At 36.2% G+C, this 25,020-nt stretch carries 29 protein-coding genes; 25 read left to right on the forward strand and 4 right to left on the reverse strand.

What is annotated here, in order from left to right; translation table 11 throughout:
- The 3 genes from DQM45_RS00965 to DQM45_RS00975 are packed head-to-tail and all read left to right on the forward strand — an operon-like array spanning nt 1 to nt 2,454.
- Nucleotides 1–678 (forward strand): ABC transporter ATP-binding protein, encoded by a 678-nt coding sequence (locus DQM45_RS00965; protein WP_003083760.1) that lies wholly within the window; start codon nt 1–3, stop codon nt 676–678.
- A gap of 41 nt (nt 679–719) precedes the next feature.
- A complete protein-coding gene (locus tag DQM45_RS00970) occupies nt 720–1,409 on the forward strand; it encodes a response regulator transcription factor (RefSeq protein ID WP_003086000.1) in 690 nt (229 codons plus the stop codon).
- On the forward strand, nt 1,396–2,454 hold the full coding sequence (locus tag DQM45_RS00975) for a sensor histidine kinase (protein ID WP_003084244.1): 1,059 nt from the start codon (nt 1,396–1,398) through the stop codon (nt 2,452–2,454). Before DQM45_RS00970 ends, DQM45_RS00975 begins: the two co-directional genes overlap by 14 nt.
- Nucleotides 2,455–2,500: 46 nt before the next feature.
- Here DQM45_RS00975 and DQM45_RS00980 read toward each other — a convergent pair whose 3' ends face one another.
- Nucleotides 2,501–3,010, reverse strand: coding sequence for a phosphatidylglycerophosphatase A family protein (locus DQM45_RS00980; RefSeq protein WP_003082821.1), 510 nt, complete (start codon nt 3,008–3,010; stop codon nt 2,501–2,503).
- A 306-nt stretch (nt 3,011–3,316) separates the two neighbouring features.
- Here DQM45_RS00980 and DQM45_RS00985 point away from each other — a divergent pair, with 306 nt between their 5' ends.
- Both DQM45_RS00985 and DQM45_RS00990 read left to right on the forward strand, forming a co-directional pair.
- Nucleotides 3,317–3,658 (forward strand): helix-turn-helix domain-containing protein, encoded by a 342-nt coding sequence (locus tag DQM45_RS00985; RefSeq protein WP_003084853.1) that lies wholly within the window; start codon nt 3,317–3,319, stop codon nt 3,656–3,658.
- A gap of 136 nt (nt 3,659–3,794) precedes the next feature.
- Nucleotides 3,795–4,064, forward strand: a complete 270-nt coding sequence (locus DQM45_RS00990; protein WP_003082567.1) for a zinc ribbon domain-containing protein — start codon at nt 3,795–3,797, stop codon at nt 4,062–4,064.
- A 110-nt stretch (nt 4,065–4,174) separates the two neighbouring features.
- On the opposite strand, the gene DQM45_RS00995 is transcribed toward DQM45_RS00990, so the two are convergent.
- Entirely contained in the window at nt 4,175–4,996 is an 822-nt protein-coding gene (locus DQM45_RS00995; RefSeq protein WP_003083707.1) for a methyltransferase domain-containing protein, read from the reverse strand.
- Nucleotides 4,997–5,343: 347 nt separating this feature from the next.
- Here DQM45_RS00995 and DQM45_RS01000 point away from each other — a divergent pair, with 347 nt between their 5' ends.
- From DQM45_RS01000 to DQM45_RS01035, 8 genes are all read left to right on the forward strand, one after another.
- Nucleotides 5,344–7,284, forward strand: coding sequence for a BglG family transcription antiterminator (locus DQM45_RS01000; protein ID WP_003082785.1), 1,941 nt, complete (start codon nt 5,344–5,346; stop codon nt 7,282–7,284).
- 3 nt (nt 7,285–7,287) lie between these two features.
- The gene (locus tag DQM45_RS01005; RefSeq protein WP_003083835.1) at nt 7,288–7,746 is read left to right on the forward strand and encodes a PTS sugar transporter subunit IIA; all 459 of its coding nucleotides are present in this window, start codon (nt 7,288–7,290) and stop codon (nt 7,744–7,746) included.
- A gap of 9 nt (nt 7,747–7,755) precedes the next feature.
- On the forward strand, nt 7,756–9,090 hold the full coding sequence (locus DQM45_RS01010; RefSeq protein WP_003085208.1) for a PTS galactitol transporter subunit IIC: 1,335 nt from the start codon (nt 7,756–7,758) through the stop codon (nt 9,088–9,090).
- A gap of 2 nt (nt 9,091–9,092) precedes the next feature.
- On the forward strand, nt 9,093–9,377 hold the full coding sequence (locus DQM45_RS01015; RefSeq protein WP_003082714.1) for a PTS sugar transporter subunit IIB: 285 nt from the start codon (nt 9,093–9,095) through the stop codon (nt 9,375–9,377).
- Nucleotide 9,378: 1 nt separating this feature from the next.
- On the forward strand, nt 9,379–10,239 hold the full coding sequence (locus DQM45_RS01020) for a class II fructose-bisphosphate aldolase (RefSeq protein ID WP_039984753.1): 861 nt from the start codon (nt 9,379–9,381) through the stop codon (nt 10,237–10,239).
- Nucleotides 10,217–10,903, forward strand: a complete 687-nt coding sequence (locus DQM45_RS01025; RefSeq protein ID WP_003083531.1) for a triose-phosphate isomerase — start codon at nt 10,217–10,219, stop codon at nt 10,901–10,903. The genes DQM45_RS01020 and DQM45_RS01025 overlap by 23 nt, the downstream gene beginning before the upstream one ends.
- Before the next feature lie 7 nt (nt 10,904–10,910).
- Nucleotides 10,911–11,432, forward strand: coding sequence for a YjbQ family protein (locus DQM45_RS01030; protein ID WP_003083963.1), 522 nt, complete (start codon nt 10,911–10,913; stop codon nt 11,430–11,432).
- Nucleotides 11,433–11,499: 67 nt separating this feature from the next.
- Nucleotides 11,500–12,525 (forward strand): S66 family peptidase, encoded by a 1,026-nt coding sequence (locus DQM45_RS01035; protein WP_003085690.1) that lies wholly within the window; start codon nt 11,500–11,502, stop codon nt 12,523–12,525.
- A gap of 21 nt (nt 12,526–12,546) precedes the next feature.
- On the opposite strand, the gene DQM45_RS01040 is transcribed toward DQM45_RS01035, so the two are convergent.
- Both DQM45_RS01040 and DQM45_RS01045 read right to left on the reverse strand, forming a co-directional pair.
- Nucleotides 12,547–13,497 carry a sigma factor regulator N-terminal domain-containing protein gene (locus DQM45_RS01040; protein WP_003084410.1) on the reverse strand — a complete coding sequence of 317 codons (951 nt, stop codon included), beginning with the start codon at nt 13,495–13,497 and terminating at the stop codon, nt 12,547–12,549.
- A complete protein-coding gene (locus DQM45_RS01045) occupies nt 13,475–13,951 on the reverse strand; it encodes an RNA polymerase sigma factor (RefSeq protein WP_003083210.1) in 477 nt (158 codons plus the stop codon). Before DQM45_RS01045 ends, DQM45_RS01040 begins: the two co-directional genes overlap by 23 nt.
- Before the next feature lie 196 nt (nt 13,952–14,147).
- Between DQM45_RS01045 and DQM45_RS01050 the strand changes: the two genes are divergently transcribed.
- From DQM45_RS01050 to hxlB, 12 genes are all read left to right on the forward strand, one after another.
- Nucleotides 14,148–15,095 (forward strand): CPBP family intramembrane glutamic endopeptidase, encoded by a 948-nt coding sequence (locus DQM45_RS01050; protein ID WP_003084885.1) that lies wholly within the window; start codon nt 14,148–14,150, stop codon nt 15,093–15,095.
- Nucleotides 15,096–15,228: 133 nt separating this feature from the next.
- On the forward strand, nt 15,229–16,107 hold the full coding sequence (locus tag DQM45_RS01055; protein ID WP_003083071.1) for an ABC transporter ATP-binding protein: 879 nt from the start codon (nt 15,229–15,231) through the stop codon (nt 16,105–16,107).
- Nucleotides 16,104–16,838: an ABC transporter permease gene (locus DQM45_RS01060; protein WP_003085974.1), complete on the forward strand. Its 735-nt coding sequence runs from the start codon at nt 16,104–16,106 to the stop codon at nt 16,836–16,838. The genes DQM45_RS01055 and DQM45_RS01060 overlap by 4 nt, the downstream gene beginning before the upstream one ends.
- On the forward strand, nt 16,835–17,920 hold the full coding sequence (locus DQM45_RS01065; RefSeq protein ID WP_003082942.1) for a sensor histidine kinase: 1,086 nt from the start codon (nt 16,835–16,837) through the stop codon (nt 17,918–17,920). The genes DQM45_RS01060 and DQM45_RS01065 overlap by 4 nt, the downstream gene beginning before the upstream one ends.
- Nucleotides 17,921–17,923: 3 nt before the next feature.
- Nucleotides 17,924–18,520 (forward strand): response regulator transcription factor, encoded by a 597-nt coding sequence (locus DQM45_RS01070; protein WP_003085533.1) that lies wholly within the window; start codon nt 17,924–17,926, stop codon nt 18,518–18,520.
- A gap of 221 nt (nt 18,521–18,741) precedes the next feature.
- Complete coding sequence (locus tag DQM45_RS01075) at nt 18,742–20,790, forward strand: BglG family transcription antiterminator (RefSeq protein WP_003083892.1); 2,049 nt, start codon at nt 18,742–18,744, stop codon at nt 20,788–20,790.
- 2 nt (nt 20,791–20,792) lie between these two features.
- Entirely contained in the window at nt 20,793–21,275 is a 483-nt protein-coding gene (locus DQM45_RS01080) for a PTS sugar transporter subunit IIA (RefSeq protein WP_003083376.1), read from the forward strand.
- Nucleotides 21,262–21,570 carry a PTS sugar transporter subunit IIB gene (locus DQM45_RS01085; protein WP_003083514.1) on the forward strand — a complete coding sequence of 103 codons (309 nt, stop codon included), beginning with the start codon at nt 21,262–21,264 and terminating at the stop codon, nt 21,568–21,570. Before DQM45_RS01080 ends, DQM45_RS01085 begins: the two co-directional genes overlap by 14 nt.
- Before the next feature lie 33 nt (nt 21,571–21,603).
- Entirely contained in the window at nt 21,604–22,860 is a 1,257-nt protein-coding gene (locus DQM45_RS01090; RefSeq protein ID WP_003084129.1) for a PTS transporter subunit IIC, read from the forward strand.
- A 35-nt stretch (nt 22,861–22,895) separates the two neighbouring features.
- Nucleotides 22,896–23,540 carry a ribulose-phosphate 3-epimerase gene (gene rpe, locus DQM45_RS01095; protein WP_003086017.1) on the forward strand — a complete coding sequence of 215 codons (645 nt, stop codon included), beginning with the start codon at nt 22,896–22,898 and terminating at the stop codon, nt 23,538–23,540.
- A gap of 19 nt (nt 23,541–23,559) precedes the next feature.
- Complete coding sequence (locus DQM45_RS01100) at nt 23,560–24,312, forward strand: SDR family NAD(P)-dependent oxidoreductase (RefSeq protein WP_003082716.1); 753 nt, start codon at nt 23,560–23,562, stop codon at nt 24,310–24,312.
- Between the two features lie 9 nt (nt 24,313–24,321).
- Complete coding sequence (gene hxlB, locus DQM45_RS01105) at nt 24,322–24,876, forward strand: 6-phospho-3-hexuloisomerase (RefSeq protein ID WP_003084772.1); 555 nt, start codon at nt 24,322–24,324, stop codon at nt 24,874–24,876.
- Nucleotides 24,877–25,020 lie beyond the last annotated feature (144 nt).

Below are 25,020 nucleotides of genomic sequence, written 5' to 3' on the forward strand. Positions count from 1 at the left end.
ATGGCATTATTAGAATTAGAACATATCACTAAAAGTTTTCAAGATGGGGATGGTCGTCGCACCATTCTAAATGATCTTAGCTTAAATATTCAACAGAATGAATTTGTAGCTATTTTAGGGCCCTCAGGGTCAGGGAAATCAACCCTTCTGTCTATTGCGGGGCTCCTTTTATCAGCTGATTCTGGTACTATTACGATTGCTGGTCAAGATTTGTCCCATTTGAAGCAACAGCAATGGACTAAAAAGCGTCAAGAATTACTAGGTTTTATTTTTCAGGATCATCAGCTTTTGCCCTTTATGTCAATTAAAGATCAACTGTTAATGGTAGCTAAGATGAAGGGCGGTCAGGACAAGAAAGAAATGATGGCAGAAGTTACTCGTCTTCTTGAAGAATTAGATATTCTTAACTGTCAAGATAAATACCCTAGCCATATGTCGGGGGGGCAAAAGCAGAGGGCTGCTATTGCGCGAGCTTTTATTGGGAATCCTAAGCTCATCCTAGCTGATGAACCAACAGCAAGTTTAGATCCCAAAAGGGGACAAGATATTGCTAGACTTATCCAAGAAGAAGTGAAAAGCAAGCAGAAAGCTGCGCTGATGGTAACTCATGACCACGCTATTTTAGATTTAGTTGACAAGGTATATGAGCTCAAAAATGGCCAGTTAGTCCGAGCTTAAGTTTTTTAGATGTGATATAATTGGGGAGCAAGGAGGGGGTCATGTTTGCCATTTTAGTTGCTGAAGACGATCGATCACTCAATAAAATTATCACGACTAAGCTTAAGCAGAATCATTTCACTGTTTATCCTGTTTTTAATGGTCAGGAAGCTTTAGATGTCATGGAAGAACATAAGGTTGATTTGGTCATTACGGATATTATGATGCCTATTTTGGACGGCTATGGGTTATTAAAGCTGTTAAGGGAAACTGGTGATAAGACGCCAGTCTTAATGATTACAGCCAAGTCACAATTTGAGTCCCTAGAAGAAGCTTTTCGCTTGGAGGTCGATGACTATTTGGTCAAGCCGATTCGGTTGCCAGAATTACTCTTACGAGTTCAAGCCTTGCTTCGACGAGCAGGTTTAGAAGCAGAACAAAAATTGGTCTTTGCCCATACACAATTGGACTATACTCAGTTAACCATGACTGACCTAACAAAGAAAACGTCTATCCAATTACCACCCAAGGAGTTTTATTTGCTCTATAAACTTTTGAGTCGGCCAGAAAAAGTGTTTACGCGGCTTGATTTATTAGATGATATTTGGGGAATGGAAGACGACAAAGATGAACGACTGGTAGATGCTTGTGTGAAAAGGCTTCGGCAAAAATGCAAGGGAAATCCTGACTTTGATATTCTAGCAGTTCGTGGGCTTGGTTATAAAGGGAGACTTATAAATGGCAAAAGCTAAACAATTACAGTGGTCTTTACGGTCTTATTTCGTTGTTTTATTTATTGGGATTCTCTTTATAACTTGTCTGTCGGGTCTTCTTGTCGTTTATGCTCTAAGAACTGGTTTACAACTTGAAGGGCACTTGCTTTTTTGGATTACGATTTATACCGGTGTTATTCTCATACTTGGTAGCTTCATTATGTGGCAGGGGTCGATTCATCTAACACGTCCTATCCAAGATTTGAATCAGGCTGTTAAAGCAGTAGCTCAAGGGAATTTCGATTATCAGATCGTCCGTAAAACCTATCCTAAGGATACCGCTCCATATCATAACGAAATTGATCAGCTGTCTCAAAACGTTAATCAGATGGCCCAAGATTTGAAGAATTTGGCGCAGCTGCGTCAAGATTTTATTTCAAACGTTTCCCATGAGTTGAAAACGCCAGTGGCTTCTTTGGTGGGATTGAGTGATTTGCTTGCTGACTCTGATTTGAATAGGGAAGATCAGGCTGAGCTCTTAGCATTGATGCAGTCTGAAACCTTAAGACTGAGTCGACTTTGTGATGATATTTTGAATTTATCACGCTTAGATCGTCAAGACCAGCTTCGCATTGAAAAAGTTAGAGTAGATGAACAAATTAGGCATAGCCTTATTCTGTTAAAAGAAAAGTGGAAAGATAAAGAGATCCAAATTGATTTTCAGGCACTTCCTTTAGTGTGGGGAACGGACCCTGATTTAAGTATGCAAATTTGGCTTAACTTACTCGATAATGCTATTAAATACTCCGGAATACAAGTTAATCTGACAATTATCATGAAAGCAGACCACAAAGGCCTCTCTCTTACTTTCCAAGATAAGGGGATAGGTATTGCTCCTGACAAATTACGGTATATTTTTGATCAGTTTTATCAAGTCGACCAATCTCATAGTCAAGAAGGAAATGGACTCGGCTTAGCTATTGTTAAACGTATTGTGACCTTACTTAAGGGTCAATTAGAAGTATTCAGTCAAGAAGGTGAAGGAACGCAAGTCATACTTTTTCTGCCAAAACTAGTTGACTAAAAAAAACCCTTAACTTAGAAACTAAGTTAAGGGTTTTTACACGTCGCTATTGCTGGTTAGCAATGGCACTTTTGTCGGGATCATTATGAGCGATACGACTTGCTGCCGCTGCGGCAATAGCACATACAATATCATCTAAAAAGGTGTGACACGATTTGCCGTCTTTAACGTTTAAACGAGCAATGATACCTGGTTTTGTTTTGTCTAAATAACCGTAGTTTGTAAAGCCGATTGAACCATAAAGGTTCACGATAGACAAGGCCAAGATTTCGTCGATACCATAGAGACCTTCGTCCGTGTTAAGAATGTCAAGTAGGGGCTGACTTAACACATGTTGTTCAGCTAATTTATCCAGTTCAACGCCTGTAATAATGGCGTTTTGCACCTCACGTTTTTTTAATACAGCTGAAACGTTTTCTAAACATTCGTCAATAGTTAGATTTGGGATATATTTATTTTGCAAGGACATAACCAATTCTGCTATATCTTCAAGCATAACTCCACGTGTGGTTAAGAGTTGAGAAGCTACTTCTTTTAATTGTGTATCACTTTTCATTGCAAATCTCCTATCTTTTTTCTATTATAACATAGCAGTCGCATGTTACTACTTTTACCTCTTTTGTACAGTTGTGTCTCCAAAAGGTTAAAACAAAAAAAGTTAGGCTAAAAAAGACACAAATATAGCAATATAAGCTATAATAGAGTATTGTAGGAAGGAACTCTAACTGTCAGAAGAGGTAATAAAAATGACCTTTAGCATAGCCTGACTTTTAAAAGTTGATTGCCTAAAAAAATGATATTTTAAAAGCTTAAAAAATTTGATATATCTGTGTAGAATGGACAACATGAGGTAAAAAATTGTATGGAAAATAAAGTTTTGCAGGAGTATATTTCAAAGAGAATACGACTGCTACGATTGAATAAAGGTTTAACCCAGGAACAACTGGAAGAAAAAGCTGATCTTGGGACCAATTACGTTTATAAATTGGAAAACCAATCCACTAACGTAAAAGTCAAAACTTTAGAAAAGGTAATGAAAGCACTAGAAGTTGATTTTGAAGAATTTTTTGATATTAGTCTGGTTGAAAAAAATGAAGATTTATCTGAGTTATTAGTGCAAATCAAAGAACTTTCCTCAGGTCAACAAGATAGAGTAATCAAGGCCCTATCTACTTTAGTTGGAGAAATAAAAGGCGAGAAATAAATCTCAGTCACAATAAATATACCATGAGAAATCATGGTTTTTATTTATTCCTTTAAGACGGAAAAACTTTAATATTCAGAAAACAACATTTAGTTACCTAGTTATGGTAAAATAGAAAAAAAGATAGGAGAGAGTTATGGAAAAATTTTGTCAGTCCTGTGCCATGCCTTTAATGCCAAAAAAGAGAGATCTCCGTGGCCATAATGCTGATGCAACAAAGTCAGATGAGTATTGTTACCTTTGCTATCTGAATGGGCAATTTACAGAACCTCATATTACCTTTGAGCAAATGGTTGCTAAAGGTAAAGCAGGGATTCAATCAAGCCCAGGAAATCGCTTGGTTAAGTGGTTAGTAATGACAACCTATCCTATTATGCTGAAAAAAACGAAAAGGTGGCGTCGGTAGTCACATACCTTAACATTCCTGCTAGGCAGATTCTTTAATAATAATTCTAGGTCAGGAGCCGCTCCATTCATAGTGAAAAAAACAAGTTCCCATAGTGGGAACTTGTTTTCTTAAAGTTTTTTTGCTATTAAAATATCAGCTGCTATAGTAATTTCTCGGATAGATTCCATTTCAATCTGCTTGGTATCAACATTAAAAAATAGTGGGGTCATTTGAGTAAAGTCACTTAAATCTTTTTGGTTAATAGGGTAGGTGTGGCTATGATGACTGATTGCATAATCAGGAAAAGCCTGGGCGAAATGCGTGATAACACTTTGGTTAGAATAGTCTTTAGAAGAGATTTGACTAGCAGCAACCTGACGTAGTTCTTTAAGGTGGTCACTAGCTGTCACTACTTTGATAATTTTTCCTGTGGGTTTTAAGACTCTTTGAAATTCTTGGTAATGGGCAGGAGAAAAGACATCTAGTATGATGTCTACGCTTTGGTCTGCCAAGGGTAATTTGGCTAAGTCACCGACGAACCAAGTGACGCGATTTAGGAGATCTTTTTTGGCTGCCAATAGGATAGACTCTTTAGAAAGATCGAAAGCTAAGATTTGATGATTAGGCGTCTGTGCTAGTGCACGTGAATAATAGCCCTCCCCACAAGCAACATCCAAAATGGTAGTATTTTTATCTGGCTGTAAATAGCTACTTATAGCTTCTAAAATATGGCGATAATAGCCTGCCTCTAAAATATGGCTACGCCTGATGAAAGATTCCTTATTGTAGTGGGCATCTTTTTTGGCATTGAGTAGGAGATTGGCATAGCCTTGTTTAGCCAAATCAAAGGTGTGCCTTTTAGGACAGATAAGACTGCGACCGGCTAGTTGGAAGCCGTTATGACAAATTGGGCAAATGAAGAGGTCTACGGTCTGAGAAAAAGCGAGCATAGTTTTTCCTTTCTGCTTGAATGAAGCTGACTCTATTATACACTAATTCATACTTGTAGGAAGCTATAGACTATAAGCAGCCTAATAAGGTTACTGGCTATAAAATTATAGGGCTTGAACCACAAAAATAATTGAGTTTCTTTCTTGTGATAGTGCTATCTGCCTTCTTGACAAGCCTTTATCAGGATAATTTTTCTACCCTGTTTTGAAATTAACTAAGTCATTTTATATAATGAAAATAATTTTAGAGACCATAGTCAGCCTTACTAGATTAATGTGGAAGTAGGATGGCTTCATTTTAGTAAGCGTTTTCTATATAATGATAATAGCATCTGATAGGAGGACCGATGAACAATAGACAAAAAGATTTAGCTATAACCCTATTGGAACAAAATAGTTTTATGAGTGCTGCTCAATTAGCAAAGACTCATCAGGTTTCTAGTAAGACCATCTATTCAGATTTAAAAGAGCTTCAAGACCTCTTTTTAACTAATGACCTCTTTTTAACTAAAGTTCCTAGGCATGGGATTCTTGTAGAAGGTGAAGGGGCTCATAAGGCTAAATTACTTGCAAGTTTAAGAAGTCAAAATGAATTAAGTATCAATTATAAGGATTATTCAGAACGCGAAGCACGTTACCTTTACAAACTAATTTTGGAGGCCGATAAACAGTCTGTTTTAGATTTAGCCTTATCCTTTTTCTTGAGTGAAACTTCTGTTAGACGGGACTTGGAAAAACTAGAACACTATTTACGTGAAAATAAGTTGCTTTTATCTAAGCAAATGGGGGATGTTCAGATTAAGGGGAGTGAGAAAGATATTCGTCATTTTTATCGTACTTATCTTATTTCTAACTTTCAGTTGATGTCTCCTCAGGGAGATATCCCAAAGACTCTTTCTTCGATTTTTCCTATAGAGCAGGTGACTGACATTTGTGACATGATTGCCAAATCTACGGCTTTATATGCTTTCTCAATTCCTAGTCATTTGGAAATCTATCTCATTTTAGATCTTTTGATTGCAAGTAATCGGATTAGACGACAACATTGTTTAAAGGAAGCAAGTATTGAGGAAGATTTGAAGTGCCTTGAAGTCTACCCTTTAGCAAGTGACTTGTTGAGTCAGGCTTTGTCCATACCAGTTGAGAGGTTGCCAGATAAGGATATTAAAGATATTTGTTTAACCATTTTATCACTAGGCTATGTCACTATCCCAGATGATAAGCATGAATTTCATATTTTAACTAAACACTTAATTCAGAAGGTTAGTGAACTGTCTGGTATTGATTTCCAAGCTGATCAGTACCTTTATGAAAAAATTGCCAACCATATGCGACCGATGATTTACCGCTTAAAAAATGGTATTCGTTTAGAAAATCAGACCACTGAAGAAATTAAAAAGCGTTACTCGATACTCTTCAACATTGTATGGTTAGCTACTAAGACACTGGCAGATAATTATCAGATTGCCTTTTTAGATTCGGAAATTGCTTTTTTGACAATTTATTTCCAAATTGCTGTTGAAAAAATTGAAAAGCCCTTATTAATCTATGTTATTTGTCCCCATGGTTTAGCCACTTCTGAACTCATTATCAATGCACTTAAACGGGTGATTTCTCCCTATGACTATCTCAAAAAGATAGATTATACCCAGATCACAAATCATGAAGCCAAAAAAGCAGATATGATTATTAGTTCGGTGGAATTGAGCCATGTTAAGGAACCCTACATATTAGTTAGTCCTGTTCTTAGTCAATTGGAGATGGAAAAAATACGAGATGTGTATTACTCCATGGTCAATGGAAATCGAAAGACCCTTTCTGTTATCAATAATCATGATGTTGTGAATCAGTCGCTTATCTCAGATTTAATAGGGGAGCGTATCTATTTACATCAAGATTGCCAATCATTAGAAGAGTGTATTCAATATCTTGTGGAACATAACGATACTAACGATAATCACACGTCAGCATACAAGAAATCTATCATGCAACGAGAGGCCTTAGGAAGCACCAGTGTCTATACTGGAATTGCCCTACCACATGCCAGTCCAGATACCGTTGAAGTATCACAATTAAGCCTTCTAACCCTAAATGCCCCGATTCAATGGGGGACTAATCAAGTTAGGGTAATTATGCTAATTGCTATTAAAGGTGGAGAAGAAGAAGTCTACAAAGATGCACTTATCCATATTTATTCGAAAATTGACAATCAGAATTTTATTAAAAAGCTGGCAGAAGCTAATACTAAGAATGAGTTTATGCGTGTATTATTAGGAAAGGAAAGTTAAAGGATGAATGAAAATTTAATATTTTTACAGGTTTCAGGTATAGAAACGGCAGAAGAAGCTTTGACGTATCTGGGAAACCGTCTTCGAGAACAGCAATTTGTTAAAGACACATTTGTTTCTGCAATCATTGAGCGCGAAAATATTTTTCCAACGGGTTTGCAATTTGAAGGCTACGGAGTGGCTTTACCCCACACGGATGCCAAACATGTCACTCAAACGCAAGTAGCAGTAATGACCTTAGAAAAGCCAGTTACCTTTACTCAGATGGCAAGCAAAGATCAGGAAGTTGCTGTTCAGTTAATCGTCATGTTGGCAATCAAAGAGGCTCATTCTCAGTTAGAAATGTTACAAACTTTGATGGGGGTGTTACAAGATAGAGACTTAGTTCAGGATATTTTAGCTTGTCGTGCTAACCAGCAAGATCAAGTATTAGAATTGTTATCATCACATAATATATTATAGGAGGCTATCATGTTTGATATCTTACAAAAGTTTATTGATTTAGGCGCAATTGTCGTTCTCCCTATCTTAATCTTCATCTTCGGGCTTCTATTAGGGACTCCAGCTCGTAAAGCTTTTAATGCAGGTGTTACAGTTGGGATTGGTTTTGTTGGTTTGAACTTAGTTGTTGAACTTCTGTCAGGAAGTTTGGGTAAAGCTGCTCAAGCAATGGTGGAACGTTTTGGTTTACAATTAACAACGCTTGACGTTGGCTGGCCGGCAGCAGCAGCTATTTCTTACGGGACACTATTAGGAAGTTTAGCCATTCCGGTTGGAATAGCAGTCAATATTTTGCTTTTATTTATAGGCTGGACAAAAACCTTGATGGTTGATATGTGGAATTTTTGGCATGCGGCCTTTGTAGCATCTTTAGTTTATGCAGTGACTCATGATTTTGCTTTAGGTCTCTATGCTATGATTGCTTATCAGGTGATGATTTATCTGCTAGCAGATATTATTGCACCAGCGATTAAGAAATTTTATGGCTTTCCAAATATAACCTTCCCCCACGGGACCTCAGCGCCGGGTTTTCTTGTGGCTATCCCTTTAAATTGGATTTTTGATCGCATCCCTGGCTTTAACAAAATTCAAGCTGACCCTGATACCATTCAAAAGAAATTTGGAATTTTTGGCGAAAGTACTGTTATGGGCTTAATTATTGGGTTAGTGATTGGTATATTAGCAGGTTACGACCTTCAAGGAATTTCTCAATTAGCGGTGAAAACAGCTGCTGTTATGCTCTTAATGCCTCGTATGGTCTCTATTTTAATGGAAGGCTTGTCACCTATCTCAGAAGCAGCTAATAGTTTTGTACAAAAACGTTTCCCTGGTCGGGAAGTCAACATCGGAATGGATTCAGCCTTATCAGTAGGTCATCCCGCGGTTCTTTCAAGTTCTTTAATTCTTGTTCCAATTACAATCTTACTTGCTGTTATTCTACCTGGTAATAAAACTTTACCATTTGGGGATCTAGCTACTATTCCATTTGTTGTTTGTTTAATGGCCGCTGTTTTTAGAGGTAATATTATCCGAACTGTTATTGGTGGTTCATTGTATATGATTTCTATTTTATATATTACATCTTGGGCAGCACCTCTTGTAACAGCTTCTGCAAAAGCTGCTAAGTTTAATCTTGATGGACATTCTAGTATTACGGCCATGGCAGAGGGAGGACTTTGGCCAACAGGTCTCTTCATTTTTGCGGCTAATCATTTACCATGGCTAATTATTAGTCTTATCTTATTAGCTTCCTTAGCGGGACTATTTTACGTCAATAAAGTTACTAAAGAAACAAAAGAGGTTTAATTATGAAAAAATTATTAGTTATGTGTGGCTCTGGTATTGCGACATCAACAGTTGTTATGGGAAAAGTCAAAACCTGGCTAGAAGAAAATGGATATGACAAAGATGTTAAGCTTTATCAATCTAAAATTGCTGAAGAAGTTAATCACATTGATGATTATGATATTGTTATTTCAACAACGGTTGTCCCAGAGAGTGTTCAAGATAAGGTGATTATGGGATTGCCTTTGTTAACGGGAATTGGTGCAGATGCTCTGTGGGAAGAGGTTAAAAAAGAAATCGAGGCATAAGATGAAAGTAAGCATGTTATCTCTCTTAAAAGAGGCGCAAAAGCAACATTTTGCGGTTCCAGCCATGAACTTCATTGACTTTTCAAGTGCAAAGGCATATCTAGAAGCTAGTCAAGAAAAGGGACTGCCTCTTATCCTTGCTTTTGCTCAGACTCACAATAATTGGCTGGCTTTAGAGGATGCGGCTATGATAGGACGGTATATCCAAGAAAAAGCCAGTACGCCTATAGTTCTACATTTAGATCACGGTCAAGATTTGGACTTTATTAAAAGAGCTATTAATTTAGGATTTAATTCCGTGATGATTGATGCTTCCATGCAAACCTTTGATGACAATGTCAGTCTGACAAGAGAAGTGGTTAACTATGCTCATGCTAGGGGTGTTGACGTCGAAGCTGAAATAGGTTTTGTAGGAGCTAATGAAAATTTGGAAAACCATCAGGTTATAGAGTCCATATATACAAGTTTAGAGGATGCACAAACATTCTATCAAAAGACGCATGTTGACAGTTTAGCTATCTCTATTGGAACCGCTCATGGCATTTATAATGGAACCCCTGAAATTAATTTTGAAAGGTTAGCACAAATTTCTAGTCAACTTCCTATTCCTCTTGTTTTACATGGAGGTTCCTCTTCAGGTGATGCTAACTTGAAGAGGTGCGCGCGTGAAGGCATTGCCAAAATCAATATTTTTTCCGATGTTATTACTGCGGCATTTGCCTATCAACAAAAGCATCAAGTTAAAGACTATCCAAACCTACAACAAGGAATGCAAAGGGCAATGAAAGAAGTCCTACTCCATTATTATGATGTTTTTGAAACCAAGGAGGTTTTGAGTGATGAAAGCAAGTGTCAATCCTAATTTTTTCGTCTTTAATCCCAAATCTTATCTTTATGGACAGGAACTTTTGGAGCTCGCATTAATAGCAGATCAATTAGCAGATAAAGATGTCAGTATTTTTGTAACAGCACCATATACAGATTTGGGCCAGTTGGTTGAGCATACAGAGAATATCATTGTCACAGCTCAGCATTTAGATGGTATCTCTCCAGGGAGAGGTATGGGAGCTGTTTTGCCGGACGCCTTAGTACAGGTTGGTGTCAAAGCGGTTTTCTTAAATCATGCGGAACACCCTATGACTTTGAGCCAACTTAGCAGAGCTTTAACTATTTGCCAAAAAAAGGAGATTGTCTCTATTGTTTGTGCAGACTCTGTTGAAGAAGCTCGTGCGATAGCAGTCTTAAAACCAGATATAATCTTGTGTGAACCAACAGAACTCATTGGAACGGGAAAAACAAGTGGTAACGACTATATTGAAGAAACAAATAAAGCCATTAAGGAGCTTCATCCAGAATGTTTGGTTATGCAGGCGGCAGGCATCAGTAGTGCTGGAGATGTTTACCAAACCATATTAGCAGGTGCGGACGGGACAGGTTGTACGAGTGGGATTGTTAAAGCTGACAATCCAAAACAGATGTTAATTGATATGGTTAAAGCTGTCAAAACAGCAATTCAAGAAAGGTAGGCGAAAAATGACGGTTTATCAATCTCAATTTAGTCTTAATACTCATGCACAGCGAGATTCTTATTTTGATGTGACCTCCCAAGTGAGAACAGTTCTAGCAGAAAGTCATATTCAAAATGGAATGGTCTATGTGACGACACCACATACAACTTGTGCGATTTTCTTTGAGGAATGGACGCATGATAGTGATACGAATGGAGATGATTTTCTTAATTTAGACTTATCAAAAGCCTTAGAGAGAATTTTTCCTCCCCACACTTCTTCAGAAACCTATCATTATCCTGGGGAAGCCCATTATCGCGCTGTTGAATCCTGGCCCAATCCGGAACAATGGCTACCAGGGGGAGATCGTAGAGCATTATGGAATGCTGATGCCCATCTTAAAGCTAGCCTGATTGGAGCAAGTGAGATGGTTCCGGTAAGGAAAAACAGCTTAGCCATCGGTAAAACGGGATACATTTATTTTGTTGACTTTGATCGAACACGCGAAAGAGAACGGCGTGTTCAGGTAACCATCATTGGTGATTAAAAAGTAGATTGGTCTTCCATCTACTTTTTCTTTGTGTTATGATATGAAAAAGCAATTGGAGGTCACTATGATTAAAACAGTTGGAATTGTTAGTCTTTCAAGTGGTATTCTAGGGGAAAAGTTAGTTAAGCATGAGTTGGATCTTGGTCTTAAACGTCTTAAAGATTATGGATTAGAAGTTAAGTTCTTGCCTAATGCTTTAAAAGGCTTGGATTATCTTAAGAAACATCCCAAAGGGCGTGCAGACGACCTTATCCAAGCTTTTAAAGATGAAGACATTGATTTGATTCTTTGCGCTATTGGTGGAGATGATACTTACCGTCTCTTGCCTTATTTGTTTGCTAATCAGGAACTAGAACAGGTGGTGAAACAAAAAGTATTTCTGGGTTTTTCTGATACGACAATCAATCATCTGATGCTTCATAAAGTTGGTATCAAAACTTTTTATGGACAATCCTTTCTTGCGGATATTTGTGAACTAGACAAGGAAATGTTACCTTATACAGAGCATTATTTTAGAGAGCTTTTACAAACAGGAAGGATTTCAGAGATTCGACCAAGTCACACTTGGTATGAGGAGAGAAATGACTTTAGTAACAATGCCCTAGGTACGCAACGAATTGCTCACACGAATTTAGGCTTTGAATTGCTCAAAGGAAAGTCAAAATTTTCCGGTGAGATATTAGGAGGCTGCTTAGAGTCTCTTTATGACATCTTTGACAATAGCCGCTATAAGGATAGTGCGGAGCTGTGCAAAAGGTATCAGCTCTTTCCTTCTCTAGAAGAGTGGCGGGGAAAGATTCTCTTTCTCGAAACTAGTGAAGAAAAACCTAGTCCTAAACAGCATCGTCAGATGTTAGAAAAACTAAAAGAGACAGGAATTTTTAGTGTTATTAATGGCTTATTGGTTGGTAAACCTCAGGACGAGTGTCACTATGAAGCCTATAAAGAAAATCTGTTAGAAATTATCGATATAGAGATTCCAATAGTCTACAATCTCAATATAGGACACGCTACCCCACGTGCTATTTTGCCATTTGGTTATATAGCTGATATTGATGTAGAAGAGCAAATTATTAGATTTAGATACTAAAAAAGCCCAGGCGGGCTTTTTTTACTTGGTATCTAATTTGTAATACTCTTGATTTTCGATGCTAGCACCAATGCTTGAGGCATATATCCATTTTTGTTCATTGAGAGCTTTAAAATCTTCTGACTTTCCTGTTAGAATCATGCCAGAAAAAGTGAGTTGGTCGCTACTTTTAACTTTTTTGGATTTTTTAAAGTATTTTTTCAAGTCCGAATAGATATCAATCCGGCCAATAGAGATTTTAGATCCGTTTTGATAGACTTTCTTCACATTTTGAAGAAAAAGGTGGGGTGATTCTAAATTTTCAGGATTAGTCCCAAATTGGTAAGCAGTTGACCACTGCGAAGTGTCTAGTTTGGTGTAAGTTCCAATCCAAAACCAATTTTGTTTGATTGTCTTAGGAATCTTCTTTTTAATTTCTTGATAGGTATATGGTCTGTCAAAGGTTATGGCTACTTCAATAAGCCGATTGTTTATTTTACTCACTTGTTTAAGATCTTGACTTGGATTTGTTTTGATATCACTTTTAGTAAAGCGAACATGTGTATTGTAAAATTGTGGAATTTTTTGTCGGGTTCCTCGGTCATAGAGACCATTTTTGGATGAGAAAGCATCTCCTGGCGCAGAGTCATAGGTTCCTGTTAAATTATAATAAGCTTCATAGGGAGAGTAAGGGACCGGTATGCCAGCTAAATCTTTAAAGCGATCGGCATGAATTTTACCAGTGAATTGACCACTTGGAAAATAGTAAAGACTATCGTAAGAAATATTTGGATAGGCGATTTGTGCTAATTGTTCATAGTCTTCATAAATTTTTTGCCCATTCTTAGCTGTCAAACTGCTCAGCCCTTTAAAAGATAGGGCTAAGGCAAGCAGACAAGCTAAGAGACTGAAAAGGCTGGTTTTTAGGAAGGTCGTTCTTCGGCGTTTTTTGGCTAGTTTAGCTAAAGGGTCATTTGTTTTTAAGGTGGTCATTTGAATATCCTTTCATTTGTAATTGTTTTCTGAGAAGGTGTCGTGTCCGCATTAATCGGATTTTAATATTGCTTTGGGAATAACCTGTAATAGTTGCTATTTCTTTAACTGAAAATCCCTGAAAATAGTAGAGATCTAAAAGTAGTCGTGATTTTTGGCTGAGCTGACTGATGGCTTCATACAAGTCATCATAATTTTCCAAGTCGTAGAGTGTGACTGCTTGTTGGGAAAAGAAGTCTCTTTGAAGTAAATCATAGTAGCGTTTATCGCGCCGATAAAGATCAATGTAGCGACGTATGGCTGTGCGGTACATCCAAGCTCGGATTTTCTCCAAAGGTATAGAATAATTACATTCAAGCATTTGAAGGAAAACATCTTGAGTAACATCTTGAGCACGGTGGGGTGAAATCCCAGAATTGACCAAATAGGTGATAATTTCTTGAGCGTAATCCATTAGCTCTTTCTCATAAGCATCTAATTCAATAACAATATCCTCCTTACATCACCTTTTTTCTATTCACTAGTATAACGAATGAAAGTAATGGATGGTTACATTTTATCAAAACTATTTTAAAAGGGGATTGAATAGCATTGTCAATCTTATATTATTAATTTATAATGAAAATAAGTTTAGAATTAAGGAGATGGACATGATTAAAAAACACATTTTAGAAGTCCAAACGGAGCGTTATCAAAAACTACCCACTTGGCTGATGATTCTAGTGGCCTGTGCGATGGTTTATGCTTTCTTTATTGTAGGGAGTCTCGTTGCAGAAGCGTTTTTGAAAATGGTGATGACTTTGGCTATGTTACTGACTTCAGAAGTTAAAACTGATATTGAAACTTTTTATCAAAATCCCTTAATAGAATTAGCCATCTTTCCTTTTATCAGCTTAAGTCTGTTTGCTTGGGTTAAGTGGTATGAAAAAAGGCCTATTAAAAGTCTTGGATTCTTTAAAGGCCAAGTTTTTATCGAAATAGCTAAAGGTTGGCTTATAGGAACCGTGCTGTTGTCTATAACCCTTGCTTTAAGTTGTCTATTAGGGGGACTGGAGTTCCATTCATTTGGTTTTTCTTTTAAGACACTAGAATTCTTAGTTTTTAGTATTCCATTGTGGCTTCTTCAAAGCGGAACAGAAGAGCTATTAACACGAGGTTGGCTATTACCCATTCTTGCAAAGAGGACACATTTGGTGATCGCAATAATTGTCTCAAGTAGTCTGTTTGGGATTATGCATTTGGGTAATGATAATATTAACGTTTATTCGGTACTCAGTATTATTGTGGTAGGCATTTTCCTTGCTTTATACATGCTTAAGACTGATAATATTTGGGGTGTAGCTGGGATTCATGGTGCTTGGAATTTCACTCAGGGTAATATCTTTGGGATTTCTGTTAGTGGTACCGAAGCAGGGCCATCGCTTATGTATTTTGGTCAAAAAGCGGGAGCCCCTGATTGGATTTCGGGTGGGGCTTTTGGAATAGAGGGGAGTTTTCTAGCTACTCTTGTTCTCCTAGTTGCTACTGTCTACATGGCTTGGCAATTAATCCAAGAAAAAAAGAGCTCAAACTCTGAGATTTCTTTGGAAAATAGCTGAGCAAACACTTTAAGCCCGTAAGGGCTTTTTTTGATGACATTTGTCATATGACATCATGACTTTTTGTACTATATTCCTTGGAGTAATTCCCTTATAGTTAAACTATCAAAAGGATGTAGGAAAGAAGGCAAGTATGATTAACGTCGAAAAAATCACTAAAGTGATTAAGGGTAAAGACACTTTAAAGAATATTTCTTTTAAGGTTGAAGAAGGCGAATGTGTCGCCTTAATCGGGCCAAATGGAGCAGGTAAGTCAACACTGATTGGGACCATGTTGGGTGATAAGAAAATCAATCAGGGCAAGATTAGCATTCAATCAAAGAATCCTAAGGACCCTGTTGTGAAAGAAAAAATTGCTGTCTTACAACAAGATAATACCATTCCTAATAATCTTAAGGTAAAAGAGCTAATTGCCTTCTTTAAAGATATTGCGACTAATCCTTTATCTCTTCAAGAAATTGATGCTTTACTTGGCTTTGATGAGCAACAAAAAAACCTTCTTGCTGAAAAGCTATCTGGTGGGCAAAGAAGGTTACTATCATTTGTGCTCATTCTGATTGGTCAAGCAGATATTCTCTTCTTAGATGAACCAACAGCAGGCATGGATACGTCAACCCGCAAACGCTTTTGGGAAATCATTGCTGATTTAAAAGGACAGGGAAAGACTATCTTTTACACCAGTCATTATATTGAAGAAGTGGAACATACTGCTGAACGGATTTTAATTTTACATCAAGGAAAATTATTGAAGGATACCAGTCCTTATGCTTTGGGCAATGAGGAAATGGAGAAAGAAATTACCTTGCCACGCAAATATGAGCATTTACTCGAGCCTTCACCATTGATTGATCAACTTACCCTCAAAAAAGAAAGTTTGCAGTTTAGAACTAAGGATATAGCTCAGCTATGGCCCAAATTAGAAGTGGCAGGAGTTAGTATCCAAGAAATTCAAATTCAAAATAAGTCGCTTCTAGATAGTTTATTTGCACAAACACAAGGAGAAAGAGAATGAAAGCATTATTAAAAATTGAGTGGATTAAGTTATGGCGTGAGTGGCCAACCTTCATTTTAGCTATTGGTATGCCGGTCGGCTTCTTCTTATTCTACTCAGGAATGACCATGTCACCTGATCCTAAACTTCAAAAAGAATTTATCCAATCTTATATGTTGACCATGACCGCATTTTCCATGTCTAGTTTCGGCTTTTTTTCATTTCCTTCTATGTTATTTGAGGATCGAAAGAATCACTGGTTACTTTATTTGGAACATGCCAATGTTAATATGTTGCAATACTATCTATCGAAAATTGTTAGAGTTTATATTAGTTTTACCTGTTCCATTCTAGCCACGTTTATGATTGCAAAAATGTTCAGAGGTGTTGAGATGTCTTTGGAACAATGGCTTGGTTCAACTATTTTACTTCTCATTTCAGGCTTGGTCTTTTTAGCCATGGGACTCTTGATTGCTCAGATTCCTTCCCCTCAATTGATGTCCATTGTTGGGAATGTTGTTTTTCTATTGTTAGCCATCATTGGGGGGTCATGGATGCCTATTTCCGTTTTTCCTAAATGGATGCAATACATCTCTAAGTTGACACCAACTTACCATGTCAATCAGATGGTTACAAAATTTGCAGAAAAGACTCAATTGAAATGGCAGTCCTTGCTTATTGTCTTTGCCTATGCCATAATAATGATGATAATAGCGCTAGTAATTAAACAAAGGAGAGAAGTATCGGTATGATTTTAAAATGGCAGTGGGAACATCCTCTCTATTATGTCTCCTTAGTTTTCATGATATTCCCATTTGGTGGTATCTTCTTTTTTGGATACCCTTTGTGGACATTGCCATTTTCTCTCTTATTTTTATTTGCTTATCTTTTTATTGTTCACGAAAAGAAGGGCTGGCTGACTAACCTTTTTTGGGTTTACATGCTAATCTATATTACCTACATGTCCTTATTTATCAACAGTGGCATGATTTGGTTATTCTTTTATCTAAATAACCTCTTTGTTTATCGTTTACGAGACAATTTTAAAAGTTTCCGTTTTTTTTCTTATGTTGCAGCCACACTAATTGTAGTTTTATATGTTTTTCTAAAAGGATATGACGTCACAACCCAAGTTCTAGCCCTGGTCGCGCCAATTCTCAACTTTTCTATACTTATTTTCTGGACTCTGGAACGTAAACGTGAAGAAGCCAATGAAGTCCTTATGGAGAAAAATAGATCCATTAATTTGCTTTTGGCTGAGAATGAGCGTAATCGCATCAGTCAAGATTTACACGATACCTTAGGTCACGTCTTTGTTATGCTGACGGTCAAGGCTGATTTAATCCAAACGCTTTTGGATCATGGTGAAATTGCCAAGGCGCAAAAGGAAGTAGTTGACTTACAGAAAATTACTAAAAATGCGACTAAAGATGTCAGACAAATGGTGGAAAGTCTCAAGGACCATAAAATTAGCCAAGAATTGGTAGTCATTTCTAATATGTTAGAATTAGCGGGAATCAATCTCCAAATAAAAGGTGACAAAGTGGCGGAGTCATTTCCTATAGACATACAAAACAAACTAAGTATGATGCTCAGAGAATTAATTAATAATCTTATGAAACATAGTCAAGCTAAAAAATGCCAGCTTGTCTTCAGTCGAACTGAAAAAACCTATACTCTCAATTATCAAGATGATGGTATTGGTTTTTCAGACATTAATGGTCGAGAATTACATAGTATTAAAGACCGTTTGGTTCCTTTGAGGGGACAGCTAGCGATAAGTTCAGTCAAAAATCCAACTCAAATAAGCATTATAATCCCTTCAAAGGAGTAAAAGATGAAATTATTAGTTGCTGATGATCAATCCATGTTACGAGATGCTCTCTGTCAGCTCCTCACTTATCAATCAGGTGTTGATGCCGTCTTCCAAGCAGAAAATGGTCAAAAGGCTATTGATTTACTGAAGCAAGAAGCCATTGACGTGGCTATTCTTGATATCGAAATGCCCGAAAAATCAGGCTTAGATGTTTTAGAGTGGGTTCGGGAACATCAAGAGCTTAAAGTTATTATTGTGACAACTTTCAAGAGGAAAGGCTACTTTCAGCGAGCTTTAGCTGCCCATGTTGACGGATATGTTCTGAAAGACCGTTCCATTTCAGAATTGATGCAAACCATCCACAGCGTTCTAGAAGGACGCAAAGAATACTCGCCAGAACTAATTGAGGAAGTTACCTTTTCGACTAACCCTCTAAGTCCTAGAGAACAAGAGGTAATGAGTCTAGTAGTACAAGGTGCTTCTAACCACGAAATTGCTCAAAAACTCTTTTTATCAAACGGCACCGTTCGCAATTATTTAACTTGTGTCTTTACCAAACTCAACGCTAACAACCGAACTGAGGCCGCCAAAATCGTACAAGAAAAAGGATGGATTTAGGTAAAATATAAAAGGTGATATCTGAAGAGGTATCGCCTTTTATATTTTATGCTTCACTGTTTCAAAGATTAAGGCGGCAAGTGTCAAGCTTGATGAGATGGGTTTTAAAGTATTTTTTTCGGTTCATCACATTTAAAGTGTTGTTTCAAACATAAATTGTGTTGAATGGAGATTTTTTTTTTATTGGTAGGTACTATATCATAGATTTAGGAGGAAAAATAATGATCGATCGAAAACAAAGTGTACTCCAACAATTAATTTTATATCATACTTCAAATGAGGAAGAGTTGGCTAAACAATTACAAATAACAATTCGTCAATTGAATTATGTTATTACTCAAATTAACGAAGATCTTGAGGGCTTAGGATACCCCAAAATTTTAAAAAACAACGGAAATTATCTTATTGACCCTCAGTCAAAAAAAGTACTCTCGAATAATTTCAAGTTAAGAGAGTTAATGATTGATAGTCCAGCTAGAGTTAACATTATTTTATTGCTCATACTCAGTAAGGAAAGTTATATTTCTTTAGATCATTTTGCGTATATTTTTACACTTAGCAAAAATACGGTATTAAATGAATTGAAAAGATGTAGAACACTTTTATCCGAATATGAATTAACTTTGGTATATTCTCGTCGTAATGGTTATGAAATTAAGGGAGCTGAATGGAATCAACGAAGCCTGCTTCATCAAATTATTATTGATTTAAATCAGTATTTTGGGAATGAATTTATCCTTCACTTATTAAGCGATTTAACAGATGACTTGGAAAAAATTAGTAATACTCTACATCAGATTGAGGAGATGCTAGACATTGTCTATACTGACGAAGATTATTTTCAATTAGTTCCATTCATGACAATTATCCGTCAAAGGATAAGAAGAGGGTTAACAATTGAAGAATTTGATTCAAAAGAAATTTCTGAAATTGCCACTACTCAGGAATATCAGTCTTTAATGTATTCTGAAACTTTTCCAAAAGTTTCAAAAAGTGAGTATGTTTATTTTGCCATTCATTTGTTAAGCTCAAAGGTTGCAACGATTCCACAGCTTAATAAAGAAGAATTACAGGACTTATCAAATGCTTTAAGAGATTTCATTGAGATATTTGAGTCGCAAGCGATGGTTATCTTTAATGATAAAAGTGAACTTTTAGAAAAACTGTTTAGTCACTTTAAGCCAGCTTATTACCGGATCAAATATCATTTAACATTTGAAAATGTTATGTATGAGCAAATCATCTCGAAATATAGAGTTCTACATAATTTTGTAAAACGGTCGGTTTCACCATTAGAAACATATTTTAAAACAAGTTTACCAGATAAAGAAATAGCCTATATCACTTTGTTTGTTGGCGGCCACTTATTGGAAAAAGGTGAAAGTAGACATGAAGAACGAAATAAGAAAGCAGTAATTGTTTGTCCAAATGGTATTTCGTTTTCGAAACTAATGGAAGAGGACTTGAGAAGCCTATTTCCAGAGATCATTTTTTATCCAACCATATCGATTCGAGAATATAAAGGATTTATTTTACCACATGAACTTGTCTTCTCACCTGTCCCTATTGATACTGAAAAAGAATTATTTTTAGTCAATACTCTTTCGCTAGATGAAGATAAAATTCAGTTACGTCATCATGTGATTAGTAAACTATTTCATCTTGATATGCCAAGTATTAATGTGACTGACTTAGTCAGTCTCATTAAAAATTATGCAACTATCAATTCAGAAAAGGACCTTACAGAAGCAATTCATCGCTATTTATTGATACATAATGATACTAAAGGTTCTTCAAAGAGTCATCAAACACATGGTTTAAGTTTGTCCGCAATGCTAGAGGAAAGCAGTATTCAGATAATCGACTATCGGATTAATTGGAATGATGCTCTGAAACTGGTTTGTCACCCTTTGATTCTTGATAAAAAAATCACCGATGATTATGCGAGAGCACTACAGGAAGAATATAAAGAAAAACCAATTCATATCATGTTAAAATCCAAATTACTATTACCACATTTGGATCCGTACATTTACCAACAGAAATTAGGATTTAGTTTATTAGTTTTGAAAGATGGTATTTTGTATAACGATCAGATGATTCATTTCATTTTACTAATGACAACTCCAGATAAAACAAGTCACTTACCATTTTTACTAGAGTTACGAGATTTAGTTGCTAAAGAAAATTTTTCTGATTTATTATTAGAAGCTAATTCTGCAGATGATATCATCAAACAAATAAAATATATGGAAAAACATAAGGAGTAATAATGATTTCACAATATATCGAAAAGAATTTAATTCTATTAGATGATGATAGTCTAGACCGTCAAGAGCTATTTCAAAAAGTAGCTTTAAAATTGACGAAAAAAGGATATGTCAAAGAAGGATTCAAAGAATTTTTAAATAATCGGGAAGATGACTATCCAACTGGACTTGAGCTTGGATATTCAAATGTGGCCATCCCGCATGGTGACCCTAGTTTTGTAAACCACCCCTTTATTATGGTTGTAAGATTAAAAGAATCCATAATCATGAATAGAATGGATGATCCTGAAGTTTCAATCCCAGTAAAAATGTTATTTATTTTAGGATTAAATAGTGGAGAAAATCATTTGTTGATTTTGAAAACATTAATGAAAAAAATTCAGAATGAAGCGTTTATCAATGAAATCTTAAATGCTAGTTCGGAAGAAGGAATCATATCATTATTAAGTGAGAAAACGGAAGGAAAAGAACATGAAAAAAATTAATATTTTAGTAGCTTGTGGAAGTGGTATTGCAACATCAACCTTAGCAGCGGATGAAGTGAAGTCTGTCTGTCAGGAATATGGAATTGATAACTATCAAATTATTAAATCTTCAATGCAGGAACTACAATCGGCAGCGAAAGAAGCTGATGTTATCTTAACAACCAGCGTTTATCGTGGAACTCTATCAAAACCATATTTAAGTGTTTCATCATTTATCACAGGTATTAATGAAGAAAAGACGCGTGCAAAACTTGGAGAACTTTTACAAGAAGTTACACAAAGTAATAATGGTTAATTGAGTTCACTTCAAATAGTTTAGGAGACAAAAATGGAAACCTTACAAGCAATAATGAAAACAATTACGAGTATGGGTGCATCTGCTATCCTACCTCTAGTAATTTTTATCTTAGGATTAGTATTTCGTATGAAAGTTACTGCCGCTATTAAAGCAGGTATTACTGTTGGTATTGGATTTATTGGACTAGGTTTAGTCGTCGAATTGTTAAGTAAATCCTTACAACCAGCTATTGATTATTATTCAAAAATGGGCTCAGGGTTTACGATTATGGACCTTGGCTGGCCAGCTGTTGGAGCGGCGGCTTGGGTAGCTCCATTTGCTGGTTTAGTCATTCCAATCGGCTTAGTCCTTAACATTCTACTTGTAAGATTAAAATGGACTAAGACGCTAAACGTAGATATTTGGAATTATATGCATTTCCTAGTTCCAGGTGCCTTAGCATATTTCATTTTTGATAATTTCTTATTGGGCTTAGTTGTATCAGTAGTTTTATCATTATTAGCACTGATTGTCGGAGATAAAATTGCACCGATGTGGCAAGAGTATTATGGTCTGGAAGATACAACTTGTACAACGTTGATTCATACAGCTTGGACGTTACCATTTGTCCTTCTTGTCAATCGAATTATTGATGTCATTCCTGGGTTAAACACATGGGATATTAGTTTAGAAAAATTACAAAAACGCTTAGGATTAATGGGTGATCCTGCTATCATTGGAGTTATTGTCGGTATCATTTTAGGAGTTTTAACAAAACAACCTATTACAGCGATTGTCCCAATGGCTATGGGAATAGCAGCCGTTCAAGTTTTATTACCAAAAGTAGTTGGTATTTTAATGGAAGGCTTATCACCAATCGGAAAAGCAGCTAAAACAATTATGATGAAACAAATGGGTGAAGATTCTGAACTAAATATTGGGATGGACTGTGCATTGGCATTAGGAGATCCAGCAACTGTCACAGTTACAGTAATCACCATTCCATTGACAATGTTAGCAGCGCTTGTTTTACCAGGCGTTAGAACTTTTCCAATTGGAATTTTGACATCAATTATCTATATGACAACAATGACAGTAATGGCAAGTAAAGGAAATGTCATTCGTTCAATTATTTCAACCTTGCTATTTTCAATAGTTGTTATGTACTTAGGAGCATACGTCGCTCCAGGTGCTACCGAGTTTCTAAAAGGTGCAGGAGTTAAATTATCAAGTCAAGGTACAGATTTTGTATTGACAGGACCATGGGAAATTTTAACCTATTGGATTAAGACATTAGTAGCTGGATAAGCGAATTTCAGTTTAAGATTATAAGGAGATAGTGTATGAGTCAAATATTACCTTCCATTTTTGGAGCAGATTTATTACATTTACAAAAAGAAATAGATTTTTTAGAATCTAGAAATACTCAAATTCTACACGTGGACTTAATGGATGGCAACTTTGTCAACAATATTGCATTTGGACCAAATCAAATCAAGGCTATGAAAGAAGCATCTGTTATGATTTTTGATGTTCATATGATGTTAAAAGAACCAGAAAAACATATTGACGATGTGATTGATACAGGTGCTGAAATGATTTCGGTACATTATGAATCAACACCTCATGTTCATTCAGTCATTCAAAAAATTAAAAAAGCGGGAAGAAAAGCTGGAGTTGTTATTAATCCAGGGACACCTGAGACCGTTCTGACTTATTTATTAGATGACATTGACTATATTTTAATTATGACTATCAATCCAGGTCAACCAGGTCAAAGCTTTATCACTAAGAGTATTGACAAAATTAAAGCGACGAAACAACTGATTGGTAGTCGTCCTATCCAGATTGAAGTTGATGGTGGCGTTAATAAGGAAATTGCAAAAGAGTGTAAAGAAGCTGGAGCGGATCTAATTGTTGTTGGAGGCGCATTGTTTTCTGATAATCGGGAAGCTAGCTATTCAGAATTAAAACAAGCAATTATTTAAAGTAAAATAGGAGATAAATATGAGTAATGTAGAAGGACAAGTTGTTGTTGTAACTGGAGCAGGTCATGGTATCGGGAAAGCTATTGCAGAAAAATTTGCGAAAGCTGGTGTCCATCCGGTTATTGTCGATTACAACGTTGAAAACGGACAAAGTACTGCAGATGAAATTACAAAAAAAATTACAAAAGCATTATTTGTACAAGCTGATGTTTCGGATTTAAATGCTATGGAAAAAGTTCGTGAAGCAACATTTGAAACGTTTGGAAGAGTTGATATTTTAATTTTAAATGCTGGAATTGCTGTAGCCAATAAAATGGATAAGATTTCAACATCTGAATGGCAAAAACATTTAGATATTAATTTAAGTGGACTATTTAATACAGTGAAAGTTTTCTATAATGATTTCTTAACTAATAAAGGGTCAATTGTGTACATCAGTTCAGGCTCAGCTTTAAGTGGAACTGGTGGCGGCGTTTCTTATCCAGCAAGTAAAGCAGGAGGAGAAGGCTTGATGCGTGGCCTTGCCAAAGAATTAGGACCAAAAGGGGTCAATGTTAATATTATTGCTCCTCGTCTGATTGACACTGGCGAAATGATGCGTGTTAATTATCCAACTGAAGAGAGTCTAAAAGCTGTTCTAGAAAAAATTCCTGTAAGACGGTATGGAACAGTAACTGATGTGGCGAACTTGGCATACTTTTTAGCAGATCCAGAAAATTCTTATATTCAAGGGCAAACAATTTTATTAGATGGTGGTAGAACAATAGCTTAGGAGTGAAATATGTCATTAACGAATAATATCCAACAGATTCTAAAAGAATTAGAAGAGAATTCTAAAAAACTATCAGATAATCAAGCAAGTCTTGTTCTTAAAAATATTTTAAAGGCAAAACATATTTTCTTAGCGGGAGCTGGACGTTCAGGTTTGGCAGTTAAAGGCTTTGCCAACCGCCTGCTTCACTTGGGATTTGATGTTAGTATAGTGGGCGAAATCTCCTCCCCTCACTCTCATGAAGGTGATATGGTTATCATTTGTTCAGGATCTGGAGAAACACCAAGTTTAAAGGGTTTAGCTGAGAAAGCAAAAAAAGGCGGATTATCAATTTCCCTTATTACAATGGCAGAAAACTCATCCATTGGAAACTTAGCAGATAGTAAAATCATTTTGCCAGGACGAATTAAAACAGATTCTGAAGGAGAACAGTCTATTCAACCCATGGGCTCAGCATTTGAACAAATGGCATTCATTTTATTTGATGCGTTAGTATTAGATTTAATGACTGAGTTGCAAGAAACATCTGAAACGATGTTTGCAAGGCATGCTGATTTTGAATAGAATTCATAGAAAAAACTTCTCTAATTCAATATAAAATAACCCCAGAAGACATATCTTCTGGGGTTATTTTATAGATCGTTTATCGCAATAATAGTTCTTTGTTAATGTAGCGGGTATATGAAAAGCTAAGTTCTGTAGAGTATC

Origin of the sequence: Streptococcus porcinus (assembly GCF_900475415.1) — a bacterium.
Classification (GTDB): domain Bacteria; phylum Bacillota; class Bacilli; order Lactobacillales; family Streptococcaceae; genus Streptococcus; species Streptococcus porcinus.